The organism is Nocardia sp. NPDC057668 (genome assembly GCF_042799795.1).
Taxonomy (GTDB): domain Bacteria; phylum Actinomycetota; class Actinomycetes; order Mycobacteriales; family Mycobacteriaceae; genus Nocardia.
This window is the reverse complement of sequence record NZ_JBHVIC010000001.1, coordinates 2,175,923-2,192,852: the sequence shown is the minus strand read 5'-3', so window position 1 is coordinate 2,192,852 and position 16,930 is coordinate 2,175,923. Positions and strand designations below refer to the sequence as shown.

The following is a 16,930-nucleotide window of genomic DNA, read 5'->3' as shown; positions in this document are numbered from 1 at the left end:
AGCAAAATAGGAGAGCCGCCCCACGAAAGTGGGGCGGCCCATTCATTTCCGGGATTCGTCCCCGCTCAGCCGAAGAACGCGGCGGCCTCGCGGTACCGGTCCTGCGGAACGAGTTTGAGCTGCTTGGTCGCCTCCGACAGCGGCACCAGCGCCACGTCGTTGCCGTGCAGCGCCACCATCTGCCCGAAGTTCCCCGCGTGCACCGCCTCCGCGGCATGCACCCCGAAGCGGGTGGCCAGCACCCGGTCGTACGGGGTGGGCGTGCCGCCGCGCTGCACGTGGCCCAGCACCGTCACCCGCACCTCCTTGCCGATGCGCCGCTCGATCTCCGGCGCGAGCTGCTGCGCGACACCGGTGAACTTCACGTGCCCGAATTCGTCGATGCCGCCGTCCCGCAGCGACATCGAGTCCGGCGCGGGCATGGCCCCTTCGGCCACCACGCAGATGAAGTGCGAATCCCCGCGCTGGAAGCGCCGTTTCACCATGGCGCAGACCTCGTCCACGTCGAACGGCACCTCCGGCACCAGGGTCAGGTGCGCGCCCGAGGCGATGCCGCAGTTCATGGCGATCCAGCCCGCGTGCCGTCCCATGACCTCCACCAGCATCACGCGCTGATGCGATTCGGCCGTGGTGTGCAGCCGGTCGATGGCCTCGGTGGCGATGGCCACGGCGGTGTCGTGCCCGAAGGTGGTGTCGGTGCAGTCGATGTCGTTGTCGATGGTCTTGGGCACGCCGACCACCGGCACGCCCTCCTCGGCCAGCCAGCTGGCCGCGGTGAGGGTGCCTTCGCCGCCGATCGGGATGAGGGCGTCGATGCCGTTGTCGTCCAGCGTCTGTTTGATGCGGGGCAGTCCGGCGCGCAGGATGTCCGGATTCGTGCGTGCGGTGCCGAGGATGGTGCCGCCCTTGGTGAGCAGGCGATCGGTGCGGTCGTTGTTCAGAATCTGGATCTTGCGATCCTCGAGTAGCCCGCGCCACCCGTCCTGGAATCCGACGATGGCATCACCCCACCGGCCGTTCGCGGTACGAACGACAGCACGGATCACCGCGTTCAGCCCTGGGCAGTCTCCGCCTCCGGTCAAGACTCCGATGCGCATGCGCCCTATCTTGCCCGTAGTCCGGGTTTCCGTCAGGTTGACCCCCGGGAAGCCCAGGTCAGCACACTCTGGACCGACCGTCCGGTGTGCGCTGTGTGCTCAGGAACCGCCCGCGCACCGCCCGCCGCGCAATTCGTCCAGATGCTCCCCGACCAGGGTGGAGATCTTGGTCAGCATGGTGGTCCCCTCGTCGAAGGAACCCGAATCGGGCTGTGCCGCAATCACCACGGCCAGCGAACCACCGTCCACCGGGATCAGCCCGAACTGGCGGACCAGGTAGCCGCCGCTGGTGTCCGGTCCCCAGCCGCCCTTGAATTCCGCGCCGGTGAGTGTGCCGAGCCCCCACCGCTGCCCGGAGGTGATCTTGCCCATGAGCGTGGTGACGGCGTCGGACTCCGGCAGGCAGGGCAGCCGCGCGGCGAAGGCGAGCTGATCGGTGACCGACCAATCCGCCTGCCCGAAGGCCGAATAGTCCGTGCGGGTGCGCGTGGCGGGCACCTGGGTGACCGAGTCACCGCCCTCGCGCAGCACCTCCTCGACATCGGCCGCCGCGGTGGTACCCGACCCCAGGGCCTGCCACAGCGTGTCCGCCGCCGCATTGTCCGAGTAGGTGATGGCCGCGGTCGCCGAACTCGCCAGCCCGGCGTTGGCCCGCAGCGCGGCCAGCGACAGCGGCACCTTCATGGTCGACCAGGCCGGCCCGCTGCGCCAATCACCCAGGGTGAGTGCGCGATCGCCGCCGACGGGCAGCAGCGCCAGCGCCACCCGGCCCTTCAGCGTGGGCTGTAGATCGTTGATGAACTCCCAGGCCAGGGTGCCGGGCACGGTCACCAGCGGGGTGCCGGTGGAGCCGGGGTTCGCGGTCGTGGTGGCGCGCGGCTCGGGCACCATCAGGGGGTCGCTCCCGCCGCAGCCGGCCAGTACGCCCGCCGCCAGCGTCACCGCCGCGCAGAACGCGCCGCGTGCGATCCGGCGGCGCCGTACGCCCTGTTCAGCGGTTCGCGCATACGGTGCGTCCACCCCGATACCTCCAGTTCCGGGGAATCGGCGCGCCCGCGTTTTTCAGCGGACACGCCGATACCCGTCAATCGCAAGGATTGTGGTGGGTCGCGGCGGCGGGGTCAAATGCGGTGCGTATGGGTACTTTTCGAACCCTACTGACCGCAGAGCCCGCCGCGCAGCTCCGGAAGGTGTTCCCCGAGCAGCAAAGCCATCCGGTCCATCATGTCGGTGGCGTCCTCGAAGGTGCCCGAGGCGGGTTCGGCGGCCAGTGCCACCGCGACCGGACCGGCCAGCGTCGGGATCAGCCCGAACTGGCGCACGGTGTACATGCCCGTGTCGTCGTCGGGACCCCAGCCGCCCTTGAACTCCGCGCCGAACAGATGACCCAGACCCCAACTCTGGCTGGGCGTTATCTCGCTCATCAGCGAGATGACCGAACTCGCGCGCGGCAGGCAGGGCAGCTTGGCGGCGAAACGCGCCTGATCGGTCAGCGTCCAATCGGTGGCGCCGAAGGACAGCAGATCGTCCGAGCCCAGCGTGGCGAGCCGGGTGTGGCGCATGCCGACGTCGGTGTAGTCGTCCCCGGCCTCGTGCAGGATGGCCTGCACCGCGTCCGCGGCTTCCTCATCGGTGCCGAGCGAATTCCAAAGCTGCTGTGCCGCATCGTTGTCGGAGTACGTGATGGCGGCCTCGGCGACATCACGCAGCTCGCGGTCCCGGCGCAGCGCGGCCAGCGCGAGCGGCACCTTGATCGTGGACCAGGCGATGCCGGTCGACCAGTTGCCGAGCACGGTCATGTCGCCGCCCCCGACCGGCATGGCGGCCAAGCCCATGCGCCCGTCCAGCGCGGCCTGCAATTCGGCGAAATCCGCCGCCAGGCTCACCGATTTCGGCAGCCCGAACAGGTCCGGGAGGTCCGGCGCGATCATCGACAGATTCGAGGCGCCTGCCTCCGCGACCGGGAGAGCCTCGGCGGGACTCGCCGATTCGGCCGGTCCAGGGGAGCCCGCTTGCACGCCGCACGCGGAGACCGCCAGCAGCGTCGCCACCGTGACGCATCGCGCAAAGGCCTTGCGACAGGCCGGAATAGGGTCAGTAGACATACACCACCGCGTTCTCGCCACCGATGCAGGTGACCAATTTTCCTGTCGCCGTGCAGTTCATCGTGTAGGCCCGGTTGGTCACCGGACTCACAGCGACAACACTACTTGCCGAACCCGGTCGGCCCGACGTCGAGTCGGCATACACCCTGCGTACCTCTTCCGCGAAAGGGCAACTGGTGACGGTGGATCCGATCGCCGAGCCGGTGTAACCGTTGAGCACCGGGTACACCACCGGGCACGGGGTCGCGCCCGCCGGCAACTGCGCCGCGGTCGTCGTGGGAGCGGTCGACGCGGTGGTTCTCGGTTGCGACTGCGACGTGGTGTAGCCCGGACCCTCCGATGCCGCGGTCGTCGGAGAGTCTTCGTCGCGGGAGCTGTCCAGGACTTGCCAGCCCACCGCACCCGCGATCGCCGCGACCGCGACCACCAGGACGCCGATCGCGGCCGGGACCGCCACCGACCTGCGGCGCGGCCGGTAGGCGGGCGGCGGGGCGGGATCGTAGCGCGGATGATCCGAGGTCGGGTACAGCGAGGGATCCGGCGTCGGCGCGTACGGGAAGTCCTGCTGCGGCCCGTGCGCGTGCCCCCAGACCGGCGGCTGCGGCTGCGCGGGCTGCGCGCTCTGCGGCAGCGGCGTGTAGTGGAAGTCGCTGACCCGCACCATGGTCGGATCCGACGGCACGATCACCGGCAGATCCGAGGTGGCGGGCGGCTCGCCCTGATCGGTGTAGGGCGGGAACGCACCCGTCGAGTACGGCCCGAAGGTGCCGGTATTGCGCTGCACCACAGTGGGATCCGAGCTCGGCACCGGCAGCACCGCGGTCGGCTGCGCCGGTGGCGGCTGGTTCGGCGGCGGCGCGAAGGCCGCGGGCGGCACCGTCCGGCCGGGCTGCGCGACGGGGCCGGGAGGCGGGGCGACCGCACCGCCGGCCAGCGCCATCCGGGCCGCGCGCGCGAACTCGCCCGCGGTCAGGAAGCGATCGCCGGGGTCCTTGGCCAGGGCGCGCGCCACCACCGTGTCCAGCGCGTCCGGGATTCCGCCGCGCTGGGCGCTGGGCCGGGGCGGCGGCTCGGACAGGTGCGCCCGGATCAGCGCGCTCACGTTGTGGGCGGGGAAAGGCTTGTTGCCGGTGAGGCATTCGTGCAGCACGCAGCCGAGGGAGTAGATGTCGGCGCGCCCGGTGACCGGTCCGGTGTCGAAGCGCTCGGGGGCCATGTAGGCGTAGGAGCCCACGGCGGTGCCCGCCATGGTGATGGCCGTGTCGCCCTCGGTGCGGGCGATGCCGAAGTCCGCCAGGTACGCGAAATCGGCGTCGGTCACCAGCACATTGGCGGGCTTGACGTCCCGGTGCACCAGGCCCGAGTAGTGCGCGGCGTCCAGTGCCGCGGCGATCTGCTCGACGAAACCCACCGCGCGCCACGGCGGCAGCGGCCCGTTGTCGTCGAGCAGGGTGCGCAGATCCTGCCCGCGCACCAGCCGCATGTCGATGTACAGCACACCGTCGATCTCGCCCCAGTCGTGAATGGGGATGATGTGCGGTTCGGCCAGCCGCGCCGCGGCCTGCGACTCGCGGCGGAAACGTTCCTGGTAGGAGGGGTCTTTCGCGAGTTCGGCGGGTAGCAGCTTGAGGGCGACGACACGGTCCTTGGACGCGTCGTAGGCCTCGTAGACCTCTCCCATGCCGCCCCTGCCGAGCAACGAGCGCAATTCGTACGGCCCGAACCGGCCGCCCGCGCGCGAAGGCGGTGCATCCACCCCGTCTAACCTCCAACTCCCGGATCGGCCGCGGCGAAGCGCCCGCGACCAACCGCTCAGGACCTGGATTCTCCTGGGGAAACCACACCGTGGTCAAACGCGAAGACGATCGCCGCGGCGCGATCGCGTAACCCCAGCTTCCCGAATATGTGTCCTACGTGGCTTTTCACCGTTACCTCCGAGATGCCCAGGTCGCGTGCGATCTCGCCGTTCAAGCGGCCGCGCCCGATCAACTCGAGCACCTCGAGCTCCCGCACGGTGAGATCGGACAGCGTCCGCTCGCTCGGGACCGGCGCCGGACGCACCGAGCGATAGGCGGTGAGCACCCGCGGGGTGACCGAGGGATCGAGCCAGGACCCGCCGCCGGCGACCGTGCGGGTGGCGCGAATCAGATCCTCGGCGGGGGAGTCCTTGAGCAGGAAGCCCGCCGCGCCCGCGCGCAGTGCGCCCGAGAGCAATTGGTCGTCGTCGAAGGTGGTCAGCACCAGCACCGGCGGCGGATCCGGGCGGGTGCGCAGGGTCCGGGTGGCCTCGATGCCGCCCATGCGCTTCATCCGCAGGTCCATCAGCACCACGTCGGGCCGGTGCGCGGTGACCGCGGCGGGCACCTCGTCGCCGTCGGCGCATTCGCTGACCGCGAAACCGTCACGGCGGCGCAGGATTCGGCGCAGACCGCCGCGTACCAGCTCCTGATCGTCCACCACCAGTACGGCGATGAGCTCGTCGTCGGCCCGCTCGGTCACCGTTCCCCCTTCGCGTGTGCGTTCGGCAGTAGCTGTTCCGTTGTGGCCGAGGGCTTTCCGGCGGCGTGCTCGCCGTTCTCCGGCTCGTCCTCCGCGCGTTTGCGGGTCATCGACTGCAGCACCGTCCACAGCGAATCCTCGGCGCTGACCGCCATGCACGCCAGGTGCCCGCCGGTCAGTGGAATGCGCGCGTGCACGTGCCAGCCGTCCGCCAGCGGACCCGCGGTGAGCGTGCCGCCGAGCAGGGCCGCGCGCTGACGCATGCCGGAGATGCCCATGCCGCGACCCGTCCGGGGCAGCGCGCCCGCGGCCAGGGTGTTGCGCACTTCCACCGCGACCTCCCTGGTGCTCAGGACGATTCGCACCGTCGCGCGCGCCCCCGGGGCGTGCTTGGCGACATTGGACAGCGATTCCTGGCCGATCCGGTACAGGGCCAGGCCGATGCCGGCCGAGACCCGCGCGGTGTCGCCGCACAGCGAATAGTCGACCTCCATTCCGGCGCGCACGAAATCCTCGACCAGCTCGGGGATGTCGTCGAGACCGGGTTCGGGCGTCTGCGAGGCGGGCCGCTGATCGAGCAGGCCCACCGTGCGCCGGATGTCGGCCATGGCTTGACGGCCCAGCCGCTCGGCGTCCGCGAGCGCGTCCACCGCCTCGTCCACGTCGCGATCGGTCTGCAGCGCGTGCCGGGCCGCGGTGACGTGCAACAGCGTGATGCTCAGCGAATGGGCGATGACGTCGTGCACCTCGCGGGCGATGCGCCTGCGCTCCTCGTCGGCGGCCTGTACGGCGCGGACCTCCTGGTATTCGCGTTCCTGATAGAGGTAGCGGCGCTGGTAGTTCATCATCTGCCCGGTCATCCAGCCGCACAGCACCGCGAAACCGTAGATGGGCAGGCCGAGATCCACGTGTCCGATGGACTCGAAGAACATCAATTGCACGATCATCGTCAGGGCGACCGGGATGCTGACGATCATCGGGGCGATGGCCGCGACCTCGCCGGCCACGGCGATCAGGATGAACGGCGCCGCGTCGTTCTGCACCGGCTGGGCCAGGAACAACCCCACCGCGCCGAGCGTGAGCGCGGTCAGCAGCAGCGGACCGGGCATGACGTCGAACAGCACGTGCAGCGGCCAGTGCGCCAGGGTCAGCAGCGCCGCCAGAAAGGGCAGCACGCTGGGCAGGTAGCCCTCCCCGATCCGCTGCCCCACCGCGATCACGGAGATCGCGAGCACCACCACGTCGATGAGGAAAACGACCTGGCTGGGATAGCCGAACCCGGTCCGCTCGACATTGATCCGGAACTGTTCGACCGGGTGACGGGCGAACAGGCGGATGCGCTCCGCGCTGTCCCGCAGCATGAGCCGCACGTCGCCCAGCGCGTGCCCGACCGAGGTGGGGGTGGCGCCTGTCACGTTCATTCTGTAAGGCTAATGGCCGAATTGGACGGCGTACATCGTTCGCGGGCAGGGGCCGGTCTCCTACCGGGGTAGGAGGACAAGTCGGGACCGCGGCACGACGACATCGCGGCGACGTCTCCGTAGCGTCATGACCATCGCCACCGTGCTCGGGTCCGATCGGATCCGCAGCGAGACGAAAGGCTGGGGGCCATGACCTGGGCAGACCTGCACGCTCGCACCGATATCCTGCACACCGTCCTAGATCGCGCGGCCCGAAATCCCGCCGACCCGAACCTGTTTCACCGGCTGCCCGAGCTGGACCGGCTCTTCGGCGGCCCGGACGGCGTACTGCTCGCGCTGCGGCACCGATGGGAGAACCATCTCGGAGTGAAATTGGAAAACGCACTGGCGGAAGGAAAATCGGCGATCGAGGTACACCGCGAACTCGCCGCCGAACAGCCCGCCCTGCGTGCCGTGCTCGACACCTACGACACCGACCAGCTCTACTTCCGGCCGCGCGTGCGCGCACTGGCCGGCTGATTCGCCAGAGGGAACACGAGGGGAACGACCATGCTGGAATTGACCGACGTCACCAAGGAATACCGGATCGGCGGGCAGAGCGTGCGCGCGCTGGACGGCATCAGCCTGCGCATCGAACCGGGGGAGTTCACCGCGATCATCGGTCCGTCGGGTTCGGGCAAGAGCACACTGCTGCATCTTCTCGGTGCGCTCGACTCGCCGGGATCGGGATCGATCCGGTTCCAGGACAAGGAAATCGGCGATCTCGATGACGATCGGCAGTCCGAATTCCGGCGGCATCAGGTCGGTTTCATCTTCCAGTTCTTCAACCTGCTCCCGACCCTGACCGCGTGGGAGAACGTCGCCATCCCGAAACTGCTGGACGGCACCGGATTACGCAAAGCCAAGCCGCGCGCGCTGGAACTGCTGGATCTGGTCGGACTCGGCGAGCGCGCTGAACACCGCCCGGCCGAGCTCTCCGGCGGGCAGATGCAGCGCGTGGCCGTGGCCCGGGCGCTGATCATGGATCCGCCGCTGATCCTGGCCGACGAGCCCACCGGCAACCTGGACTCCAAGACCGGTGAATCCATCCTGCGGTTGCTGGGCGACATCACCCGCCAGGGCAATTCGGTGGTCATGGTCACGCACGACATGGGCGCGGTGCGCTACTGCGATCGCGTGATCACGCTGCGGGACGGCAAGATCGGGGCCACCGAACGGGTGGAGCGCACCGATGACGGCGAGGTGCGCACCGTTCGAGAAACCGGCCCGGCCGAAACCGGCGCGGCCGAATCCGATGGTGCGGGCGTGGTGCGCGCATGATCGCAGCGATGTGGGATCGCCTGCGGCTGTTCAACATCGGTGAGCTACTCGCCCACCGCGGCCGCACCTTGCTGTCCATGGTGGTCATGGGCGTCTCGGCCGGACTGCTGGTCGCGGTCTTCAGCATTTCCGGATCCATCACCGGATCGGTGGACAAACTCACCCGCAGTCTGGGCGGGGACGCCGTGCTGGAGATCACCGGGGTCACCGACGCGGGCTTCGATCAGGCACTGCTGCAACAGATTCGATCCACGACCGGGGTCGGCACCGCGGTGCCCATGGTGCGCCAGGGGATCGGCTCGGGCGAGAGCCGCGCGCTGCTGATCGGCGCGGACGCCAGCATCGCCCAGCTCGGCAACGATCTGGGCGGATCACTCGACGCGCAGGCCGGCAAGCTGCTCACCGCCGCCAACGGTGTACTGGTCGGCTCGGCCATGGGGCATCACGAGGGCGATCGGGTGCGGTTCGGCGCCGTGGACGCCACCGTGGTCGGCGTCATCGACGCCGAGACCTCCGCGAAGGTCAACGGCGGGCACATCGTCATCGCGACGCTGCCCGTGGCGCAGAAGATCGCCGATCACACCGGCAAACTGGACTCGGTGCAGATCCTGGCCGCGCCCGGGGCCGACGTGGACGCCCTGCGCTCGGCGCTCACCGGGGTCGTCGCCGGTCGCGCCGTGGTCGCCGACCCGGATCTGCGCAGCGCGCAGGCGGGCGGTTCGGTGCAACTGGTGCGCTACTCCACCCTCGCGTCCTCGGCGGCGGCGCTCATCGTCTCCGCGTTCCTGATCTACAACGCCATGAGTATGGCCGTGGCACAACGCCGCCCGATGTTGTCGCTGCTGCGCGCGATCGGCGGTAGGCGCACGCCCATGGTGCTCGGCCTGCTGGTGGAGGCCGCGCTGCTGGGCCTGATCGGCGGTCTCGCCGGCTCGGTCGTCGGCATCTTCATGGGCCGCGTATCCATCGGCAGGCTGCCCGCGGCGATCGTGCAGTCGGTGGAATCGCGGACCGAGTACATGGTGCCCGGCTACGCCATTCCGGTGGCCCTGGCCGCGTGCGTGCTGGCCAGCGTGGCCGCGGCCGCCATCGCCGCCCGCCAGGTGTACAAGGTCGCGCCCATCGAGGCGCTCGCCCCGGTCGGCACATCCTCCGCCGACGCGGTCAAACCGCTGCTGCGCTGGGCCGCACTGGCCGCGGGCCTGGCCGCGATCGTGGCCGGGGTCTTCATCGCCAACGCCGACATCGGCAGGCTGTCGCTGGCCGCCATCTCCACCTCCATCGCGGGCGCGGTGCTGGTGTGCTTCGCCGCCACCGGTCCGATCGTGCGCGTCATCGGCGCGGTGTCCCGGCTCTTCGGCGCACCCGGCGCGCTCGGGGCGACCACGGTCGAACGCGCCCCGCGCCGGGTGTGGGCGACCGCCATGACCGTCATGATCGGCGTCACCGCCGTCGTGGCCATGGGCAACGCCTCGCGCGACATGGTCGACGCGGCGGGCTCGACCTTCGAAGGGCTCAGTCGCACCGACGTTTTCGTCAGCGCCACCGCGATGGAGCAGTTCCCGACCGGTCCGATCCTGCCGGGCGATCTCAAGGACAAGCTCCGCGCCGTTCCCGGCGTCGAGGACGCGGGCGCGGCGCAGATGGCCTTCGCGACCCTGGGCCGGGGCCGAGTCATGTTGCAGGGCTACGAGGGTGGCGTCGCCCGCAGCTCCGCCCTGGAGGGCACCACCGAGGCCGACCTGGCGCGCATGGCCCGGGGCGAGGGCGTGGTCATCTCCCGGGACGTGGCGCGGCAGCTGGACGTCAGCGTGGGCTCGACGCTGCAATTGCCCACGCCCACCGGCATTCACGACGTGACCGTGCTGCGGGTGGTCCCGTACTTCTCGGCCATCGCGGGGATCGTGGTGCTGGACCTGGACATCCTGCGGCAGTGGTATCAGCGGTCGGGCGAGACCATCATCGGCGTCGACTTCGTGCCCGGCGCGGATCCAGACGTCGTGCTGGCCGCGGTGCGCGCGGCGGTTCCGGCCGAGTTCCAGGTCGAGACCGGCGCGAGCGCGCTGGCCGCCATTTCCGGCAGCATCCGCCAGGGCAGCTCCATCAGCGCCGCCATTCTCTGGATCGTGGTGCTGGTGGCGACCGTCGCCCTGCTCAACACGCTGATGCTCTCGGTGCTCGAACGCCGCCGTGAACTGGGCGTGCTGCGCGCCATGGGCACCAGCCGCCGGTTCCTGCTGCGCAGCGTGCTCGCGGAGGCCGCCGGTATCGGATTCGTCGGCGCCGCACTGGGTTTGGTTGTCGGCTCCGGCGTGCACTACCTGGCGACCGTCGCGCTCGGCAACGCCATCTCCATCGACATCGCCTACCGGCCCAGCCCGCTGCTGCTGATCTACGCGGTGGTCGCGCTGGCGCTGGCGCTGCTGGGGTCGATTCCGCCGGCCGTGCGGGCGGCGCGCCTGCCCATCGTGGAGGCGATCGCGCTGGACTGAGGGAGCTATCGCTCGGCACCGGCGGGGGCGTATCGGCCAGTTCGGCCGATACGCCCCCGCCGGCATTCGGCAGCCGGGCGATTCGCCGCCGAGCGCGCGGCCGGTGGCAGGGGCGCGGGCCGATTTCGGCCGCGTTCGCCGGTGAGCTGCGGCGACCGAGATCCGGACCAGGCATCGGTAGGGTGGCGCGTATGCGGAGTGGGCGACTGATCGCGTTGGTGCTGTTCGTTGTTGCCGCGGTGGTGGCCGGATGCTCGTCGGATTCGGAGCCGAGCGAACCCACGATGGGGGAGTGGCACGGCGGCATCCAGACCCCCGGCACGCCACTCGACATCGGGGTGACCTTCACATCGGACGGGGCCACCATCGACATCCCGGTGCAGGGCTTGGCCGCCGCGCCGCTGAAGGATGTGCGGTCCGAGCCGGACGACGTGCACTGGGCCATCGCGGACGTCCCGGGTGATCCGAAGTTCAAGGGACGCTTCGACTCCGCGAGCGACACGATCATCGGTGACTTCACCCAGGCCGGCCAGAGCTTCCCGCTCACCCTCGAACGCGGCCGGGTCGCGCCGATCGCCCGGCCGCAGGAGCCGAAGCCGCCGTACCCCTATCGGTCCGAGGATGTGAGCTATCGCAACGGCGAGGTGACCATCGCGGGCACGCTCACCGCCCCGCAGGGCTCGGGACCGTTCCCGGCGGTACTGCTGATCAGCGGCAGCGGACCGCAGGACCGCAACGAAGAACTCATGGGGCATAAGCCCTTCCTGCTGCTCGCGGACACCCTCACCCGCGCGGGTTACGCGGTGCTGCGCGTGGACGACCGCGGGGTCGGCGGCACCGGCGGCAAGCTCGACGAGGCGACCTACGACGATCTCACCGCCGATGTCGCGGCGGGCGTGGGTTTCCTGCGCGCTCGCGCCGACATCGACCGTGACCGCGTCGGCCTGCTCGGGCACAGCGAGGGCGGCTACCTCGCGCCCAGGACCGCCGCCCGCCCGGACAGCGGCGTCGCGTTCGTCATCTCCATGGCCGGTCCCGGCGTCTCCGGTCGCGATGTGCTGATCGAGCAGAACAGGGTGATCCTCACCGCGGGCGGGGCGACGCCCGAGGAGGTCGACGCCCAGGTGCGGTACGTCACCGAGTGGACCGAGGTGCTCGCGCGCGGCGATCTCGCCGGGGCCAAGCAGGTTCAGTTGCGGCACAACGAGTCCGTGCCCGCCGAACAGCGGCAGTCCGAGGCCGCCCTGGACGCGGTGAACACCAAGTACATGGCGTCGTTCCTGGGCTACGATCCGGCCCCGGACCTGTCCGCACTGCGGGTTCCGGTCTTCGCGTTCTTCGGCGACAAGGACGTGCAGGTCCCGCCCGCGCAGAGCGCCGAGCCCATGCGGGCGCTGCTCGCCGGCACCGATTCGACGGTGAAGATCTACCCGGGTCTCAACCACCTCATGCAGCCCGCCCCGACCGGGCAGGTCACCGAATACGTCACCATCGAGACGACCATCGCGCCCGAGGTGCTGACCGACGTGACCGCCTGGCTGACCCAGCGGTTCCCGCCGAAGAAATAGGAGCAGCCGCTCTCGCGGGTCGCCGAGCGATTCGCGTCGGGATTCGACAGTACGGAACCATGTCGCGCCGCATACCCCGTGACGTGCTGGGATGCCTGCGGTCCGCTCCTGACCCGGCCATCGTCGGGGCCGTGGCGTTTCATACCTCACGCGACTCATAGGATGGACCTCATGAGTGCAGCCACGGTCGAGTTGATGGATTACGCCGACGTCATCACCCGCTACGAGCCGGTGCTGGGCATGGAGGTCCACGTCGAACTGGGCACCGCGACCAAGATGTTCTGCGGCTGCCCGACCGAATTCGGCGCCGAGCCCAACACCCAGGTGTGCCCGGTCTGCCTGGGCCTGCCCGGCTCGCTGCCGGTGGTGAACGAGAAGGCGGTCGAATCCGCGATTCGCATCGGCCTGGCGCTGAACTGCTCCATCACCCCGTGGGGGCGGTTCGCGCGCAAGAACTACTTCTACCCGGATCAGCCGAAGAACTACCAGATCAGCCAGTACGACGAGCCCATCGCGACCGACGGCTACCTCGACGTGGTGCTCGACGACGGCGAGATCTTCCGGGTGGAGATCGAGCGCGCGCACATGGAGGAGGACACCGGCAAATCCACCCACATGGGCGGCGCGACCGGTCGTATTCACGGCGCCTCGCACTCGCTGCTGGACTACAACCGTGCCGGGGTGCCGCTCATCGAGATCGTCACCAAGACCATCGAGGGCGCGGGCGAACGCGCACCCGAGGTGGCCCGCGCGTACGTGACCGCGCTGCGCGAGGTGCTCAAGTCCCTGGACGTCTCCGACGTCAAGATGGAGCAGGGCTCGCTGCGCTGCGACGCCAACGTCTCGCTGATGCCGGTGGGCGCCAAGGAATTCGGCACCCGCACCGAGACCAAGAACGTGAACTCGCTCAAGAGCGTCGAGGTCGCGGTGCGCTACGAGATGCGCCGCCAGGCCGCCGTGCTCGCCGCGGGCGGCACGATCACCATGGAGACCAGGCACTTCCACGAGGCCGACGGCTCCACCTCGGCAGGGCGGCCCAAGGAGTCCGCCGAGGACTACCGCTACTTCCCGGAGCCGGACCTCGAGCCCGTCGCGCCGGACGCGGCCTGGGTCGAGGAGTTGCGCGGCACCATCCCCGAGTACCCGTGGCTGCGCCGCGCGCGCATCCAGGCCGACTGGGGCCTGTCCGACGAGGTGTTCCGCGACCTGGTCAACGCCGACGCGCTGGACCTGATCATCGCGACGGTCGACGCCGGCGCGTCCGTGGACGCCGCTCGGTCCTGGTGGGTCGCCTACCTGACCGAGAAGGCCAAGGGCCTCGAGGTCGCCCTGGCCGAGCTGCCCATCACCCCCAAGCAGGTCGCCGACGTGGCCGCGCTGGTCGAGGCGAAGACCATCAACAACAAGACCGCCAAGCAGGTCGTCGACTTCGTCCTGGCCGGCGAGGGCGAGCCCGCCGCGATCATCGAGGCCAAGGGCCTGGGCATGGTCAGCGACGATTCGGCCCTCGAGGCCGAGGTCCAGAAGGCCCTGGCCGCCAACCCCGACATCGCCGAGAAGATCAAGTCCGGCAAGGTCGCCGCGGCCGGCAAGGTCGTCGGCGACGTCATGAAGGCCACCCGCGGCCAGGCCGACGCGGCCCGCGTCCGGGAGCTGGTGCTCGCCGCCTGCGGCGTCTCCTGATTCCCACTACCGCGTGAGCCCCACGCGGTAGCAGAGCCACCGACTTCGGCGCACGACCAAATGGTCGTGCGCCGAAGTCGTTCGGGGGCATGCCGACAGGGTCACCGTGGTCACGGGCTCAACGCCACCCCCGCTGGTTGTGCCACCTGCGGTGCCTGCGCCACCTCGTGCGCTGCCCGTGCTGCCCGCGTCGGGCAAGGCGGTGCGACGGGCGTGGATTGTTGTCACTGTTCGTGTCCCTGTCTGCGGCGGTCGTCGCGGGCGTGGCTCGGTTCTGTACAGGGTTCCGAACAGCGGTAGTGCTGAATGGCGGTGGCGCTGAACGACAGTGGCGCACAGCGATTGCTGTGCGCCACTGGTCCTCGAGCCGGTGCGGGTTAGTCCGGTCCGCTCCCGCTGCCCGAGGAGGGCGGCGGAATCCGTACGACGCGATCGTCGTACTGGTTCGGCTGCCCGTCGGTCTTGTTCACGGTCGAGACCCAGATCGTCCCGTCGCCGCCCATGGCCGCGCCGTCCAGGCGGCCGTACTTGTCCTGCGCGTACAGCGACGGGGCCGCGGTCACCGCGTGGGTCGTCTTGTCGGCCTGCGCGATCGCCAGCGCCTTCTGGTTGGTGAACGAGATCGCCACCCCGTCCGAGGCCGCCGCGCAGCCGGCCACGCCCGGACGGTCCGGCCAGCTCCACGCGACCGACGCGGCGCCGTCACCGGCCACGCGCTGCAGGCGATCCTCGGTGGCGGTGCGATCGGTGACCCAGATCGAGTCGGCGTGATCGGAGCACACCCCGCCCGCGGTGCCGATGCCGGCGAGCATCACCTGCGCGCTCGCGCCCGGTGCGGGACCGGTCACGCTCAACAGCTTTCCGGCCAGCGAGCCGTTGTCCGCCGCCGCGCCCGGGTTGCCGGTGTCGCCGGTCAGCACCAGCATCTTGTCGCCGGAGTGGAAGTCGATCGCGCCGCGATTGCCGGTGGCGCCCTTGGGGATTCCGGTCAGAATCGGCTTGGCCTCGCCGCCCTCGAGCGACACGCGCACCACGCGGTTGTCGCCGCCGGTGGTGGTGTAGGCGTAGATGAGCCCGTCCTCGCCGAAGCTGGGGGACAGGGTCAGCGAGGTCAGCCCGCCGTCGCCGGTGGGATCCACCGGCACCTTGGCCACCTCGATCGGCGCGGGCGGCTCGCCCTCGTCGGTGGCCACCACCTTGAGAATGCGGCCGGTGAGCCGCTCGCCCACCAGGGCGCTGACCCCGTCCGGCAGCGAGACCAGCCCGCCGGTGGTGTCCAGGCACGAAACCACCACGGCCGGATCGGGATCCACGCACGGCAGATCGGGGCGCTTGGGTGCGGAGGAGGGCGCCTTGGGATCCTTGGTGCCCAGATCGGCGTCCTGCCAGGCGGGCTCGGTGGTGAACGGGCTCGAGGCGCGATCGTCGAATCGCGCGCAGCCCGACAGCAGTACGGCACCGAGGGTCACGACGAGCGCGACTTTCCGCGCGCCCACCCCGACACGGCCGCCAGCAACCAAACTCATGCTCCAGACGTTACGGAAAACCCGGCGCGGATGCGCGGACGGGGGTGGGCCATTCTCCGCACGCCCGACGAACTGGACGGTGGACACGCCCGCGACTGCCGTGTGTCGAGCGCCTCGGACGCATACGCTGACCCGCGTGACAGAGAAGCCTAACGAGCCGTCCACCGGTGCGCCGGGCGGCGAAACGCCCGCGACCGCACCTCGGCCGGTAGGTGAACCGGTCCGCTCACCGTACGATTCGGCGCCGACCGAGCAGTTCACCACCTCCGGCTCGCTCCCCGCGTTCAGCAAGGATCAGCCCGCCAAGGATCTCCCGCGCACCGACGAGGATCTGGGTCTGGATCCGGAGGTGCCGGTCTACTCCGCGGTCCGGGAGGAGATCACCGCGAGCTCGGGCGCGTCGCCCGCGAACGCCGCGCCCGCGAGCGAGCCCGCGGCGGCCGATGCCGCGGCCCCGACCTACGCCTTCGCCAGCATTCCGCCCGCCCCGCCCGGACCGGGCGAGTCGAACGGCAGGCTGCGCCGGCGCGGCGACGATCGGCGCGGCACCCTCGACCTCGGACTCCTGCTGCTGCGCTTGATGATCGGCGGCACCTTCATCTACCACGGCCTGCAGAAGCTGACCGGCTGGTTCAACGGCCCCGGCCTCGAGGGCACCCGCGACATGATGGAGAGCGGCGGCTGGAAGCACGCCGACATCGCCGCCAGCCTGCTCATGGTCGGCGAACTCGGCGGCGGCATCCTGATCGTGCTGGGCCTGGCCACCCCGCTGGCCGCGGGCGCGGTGCTCGCGGTGATCCTGGACGCCTGGATGTGGAAACAGGGCATGATCCCCGGCTTCCAGTACAACGCGGGCACCAAGTCCGGCGTGGAGATCGACTCGATCCTGGCCGGCGCGGCCGCCGCCCTGATCCTGACCGGCCCCGGCCGCCTCTCCCTCGATCGCAACCGCGGCTGGGCCACCCGACCCTTCCTCGGCTCCCTCGCGGCCCTGGTCGCCGCGATCGCCGCCGCGATCGCGACCTACATCTACCTCCACGGCGGCAACCCCCTGACCGGCATCGGCCCCTTCGCCTGAGTCGGTAGAACCGCGAACGGCCGGGCGATCCACTGGATCGCCCGGCCGTTTCACATCCCACGGGGCTCGCGGGTTCAGCCCCGCGAGGGTTCCACGTCCGCTTCGGTCGGCAGGCAGGGCTCACAGGGTAGAGCCCCGGCG

Annotated in this window: 13 protein-coding genes; 6 read left to right on the top strand and 7 right to left on the bottom strand. The window is 70.3% G+C overall.

The features are described 5' to 3' along the window. Positions 1-65: 65 nt before the first annotated feature. The 6 genes from ACFVBH_RS10095 to ACFVBH_RS10070 form a co-directional block, all read right to left on the bottom strand. Positions 66-1,097, bottom strand: a complete 1,032-nt coding sequence (locus tag ACFVBH_RS10095) for an ATP-dependent 6-phosphofructokinase (RefSeq protein ID WP_354985157.1) — start codon at positions 1,095-1,097, stop codon at positions 66-68. A 99-nt stretch (positions 1,098-1,196) separates the two neighbouring features. After that, positions 1,197-2,117, bottom strand: coding sequence for a hypothetical protein (locus ACFVBH_RS10090; protein ID WP_354985158.1), 921 nt, complete (start codon positions 2,115-2,117; stop codon positions 1,197-1,199). 134 nt (positions 2,118-2,251) lie between these two features. Beyond that, entirely contained in the window at positions 2,252-3,028 is a 777-nt protein-coding gene (locus ACFVBH_RS10085) for a hypothetical protein (RefSeq protein WP_379001109.1), read from the bottom strand. Between the two features lie 163 nt (positions 3,029-3,191). Then, positions 3,192-4,958 (bottom strand): protein kinase, encoded by a 1,767-nt coding sequence (locus ACFVBH_RS10080; protein WP_379001108.1) that lies wholly within the window; start codon positions 4,956-4,958, stop codon positions 3,192-3,194. Positions 4,959-5,014: 56 nt separating this feature from the next. Then, positions 5,015-5,701: a response regulator transcription factor gene (locus ACFVBH_RS10075; RefSeq protein ID WP_354985161.1), complete on the bottom strand. Its 687-nt coding sequence runs from the start codon at positions 5,699-5,701 to the stop codon at positions 5,015-5,017. After that, positions 5,698-7,122, bottom strand: coding sequence for a sensor histidine kinase (locus tag ACFVBH_RS10070; RefSeq protein ID WP_379001107.1), 1,425 nt, complete (start codon positions 7,120-7,122; stop codon positions 5,698-5,700). The genes ACFVBH_RS10075 and ACFVBH_RS10070 overlap by 4 nt, the downstream gene beginning before the upstream one ends. 189 nt (positions 7,123-7,311) lie before the next feature. Between ACFVBH_RS10070 and ACFVBH_RS10065 the strand changes: the two genes are divergently transcribed. The 5 genes from ACFVBH_RS10065 (at position 7,312) to gatB (ending at position 14,185) form a co-directional block, all read left to right on the top strand. Further along, on the top strand, positions 7,312-7,641 hold the full coding sequence (locus ACFVBH_RS10065; protein ID WP_354985163.1) for a hypothetical protein: 330 nt from the start codon (positions 7,312-7,314) through the stop codon (positions 7,639-7,641). Positions 7,642-7,671: 30 nt separating this feature from the next. After that, on the top strand, positions 7,672-8,442 hold the full coding sequence (locus tag ACFVBH_RS10060) for an ABC transporter ATP-binding protein (protein ID WP_354985164.1): 771 nt from the start codon (positions 7,672-7,674) through the stop codon (positions 8,440-8,442). Next, the gene (locus ACFVBH_RS10055) at positions 8,439-10,934 is read left to right on the top strand and encodes an FtsX-like permease family protein (RefSeq protein ID WP_379001106.1); all 2,496 of its coding nucleotides are present in this window, start codon (positions 8,439-8,441) and stop codon (positions 10,932-10,934) included. The genes ACFVBH_RS10060 and ACFVBH_RS10055 overlap by 4 nt, the downstream gene beginning before the upstream one ends. Before the next feature lie 191 nt (positions 10,935-11,125). Beyond that, entirely contained in the window at positions 11,126-12,502 is a 1,377-nt protein-coding gene (locus ACFVBH_RS10050) for an alpha/beta hydrolase family protein (RefSeq protein ID WP_379001105.1), read from the top strand. A 171-nt stretch (positions 12,503-12,673) separates the two neighbouring features. Beyond that, positions 12,674-14,185, top strand: a complete 1,512-nt coding sequence (gene gatB, locus ACFVBH_RS10045; RefSeq protein ID WP_379001104.1) for an Asp-tRNA(Asn)/Glu-tRNA(Gln) amidotransferase subunit GatB — start codon at positions 12,674-12,676, stop codon at positions 14,183-14,185. Between the two features lie 377 nt (positions 14,186-14,562). Here gatB and ACFVBH_RS10040 read toward each other — a convergent pair whose 3' ends face one another. Then, positions 14,563-15,711, bottom strand: coding sequence for a PQQ-dependent sugar dehydrogenase (locus tag ACFVBH_RS10040; protein ID WP_379001103.1), 1,149 nt, complete (start codon positions 15,709-15,711; stop codon positions 14,563-14,565). A 136-nt stretch (positions 15,712-15,847) separates the two neighbouring features. Between ACFVBH_RS10040 and ACFVBH_RS10035 the strand changes: the two genes are divergently transcribed. Continuing rightward, positions 15,848-16,789, top strand: a complete 942-nt coding sequence (locus ACFVBH_RS10035) for a DoxX family protein (protein ID WP_379001102.1) — start codon at positions 15,848-15,850, stop codon at positions 16,787-16,789. The last annotated feature ends 141 nt before the right edge of the window (positions 16,790-16,930 follow it).

Bases quoted from the DNA above. Each gene is read 5' to 3' on its own strand.
- ACFVBH_RS10095 (WP_354985157.1), bottom strand. From the start codon at position 1,097: ATGCGCATCGGAGTCTTGACCGGAGGCGGAGACTGCCCAGGGCTGAAC.
- ACFVBH_RS10085 (WP_379001109.1), bottom strand. From the start codon at position 3,028: ATGATCGCGCCGGACCTCCCGGACCTGTTCGGGCTGCCGAAATCGGTG.
- ACFVBH_RS10070 (WP_379001107.1), bottom strand. From the start codon at position 7,122: ATGAACGTGACAGGCGCCACCCCCACCTCGGTCGGGCACGCGCTGGGC.
- ACFVBH_RS10065 (WP_354985163.1), top strand. From the start codon at position 7,312: ATGACCTGGGCAGACCTGCACGCTCGCACCGATATCCTGCACACCGTC.
- ACFVBH_RS10060 (WP_354985164.1), top strand. From the start codon at position 7,672: ATGCTGGAATTGACCGACGTCACCAAGGAATACCGGATCGGCGGGCAG.
- ACFVBH_RS10055 (WP_379001106.1), top strand. From the start codon at position 8,439: ATGATCGCAGCGATGTGGGATCGCCTGCGGCTGTTCAACATCGGTGAG.
- ACFVBH_RS10050 (WP_379001105.1), top strand. From the start codon at position 11,126: ATGCGGAGTGGGCGACTGATCGCGTTGGTGCTGTTCGTTGTTGCCGCG.
- gatB (WP_379001104.1), top strand. From the start codon at position 12,674: ATGAGTGCAGCCACGGTCGAGTTGATGGATTACGCCGACGTCATCACC.
- ACFVBH_RS10040 (WP_379001103.1), bottom strand. From the start codon at position 15,711: ATGAGTTTGGTTGCTGGCGGCCGTGTCGGGGTGGGCGCGCGGAAAGTC.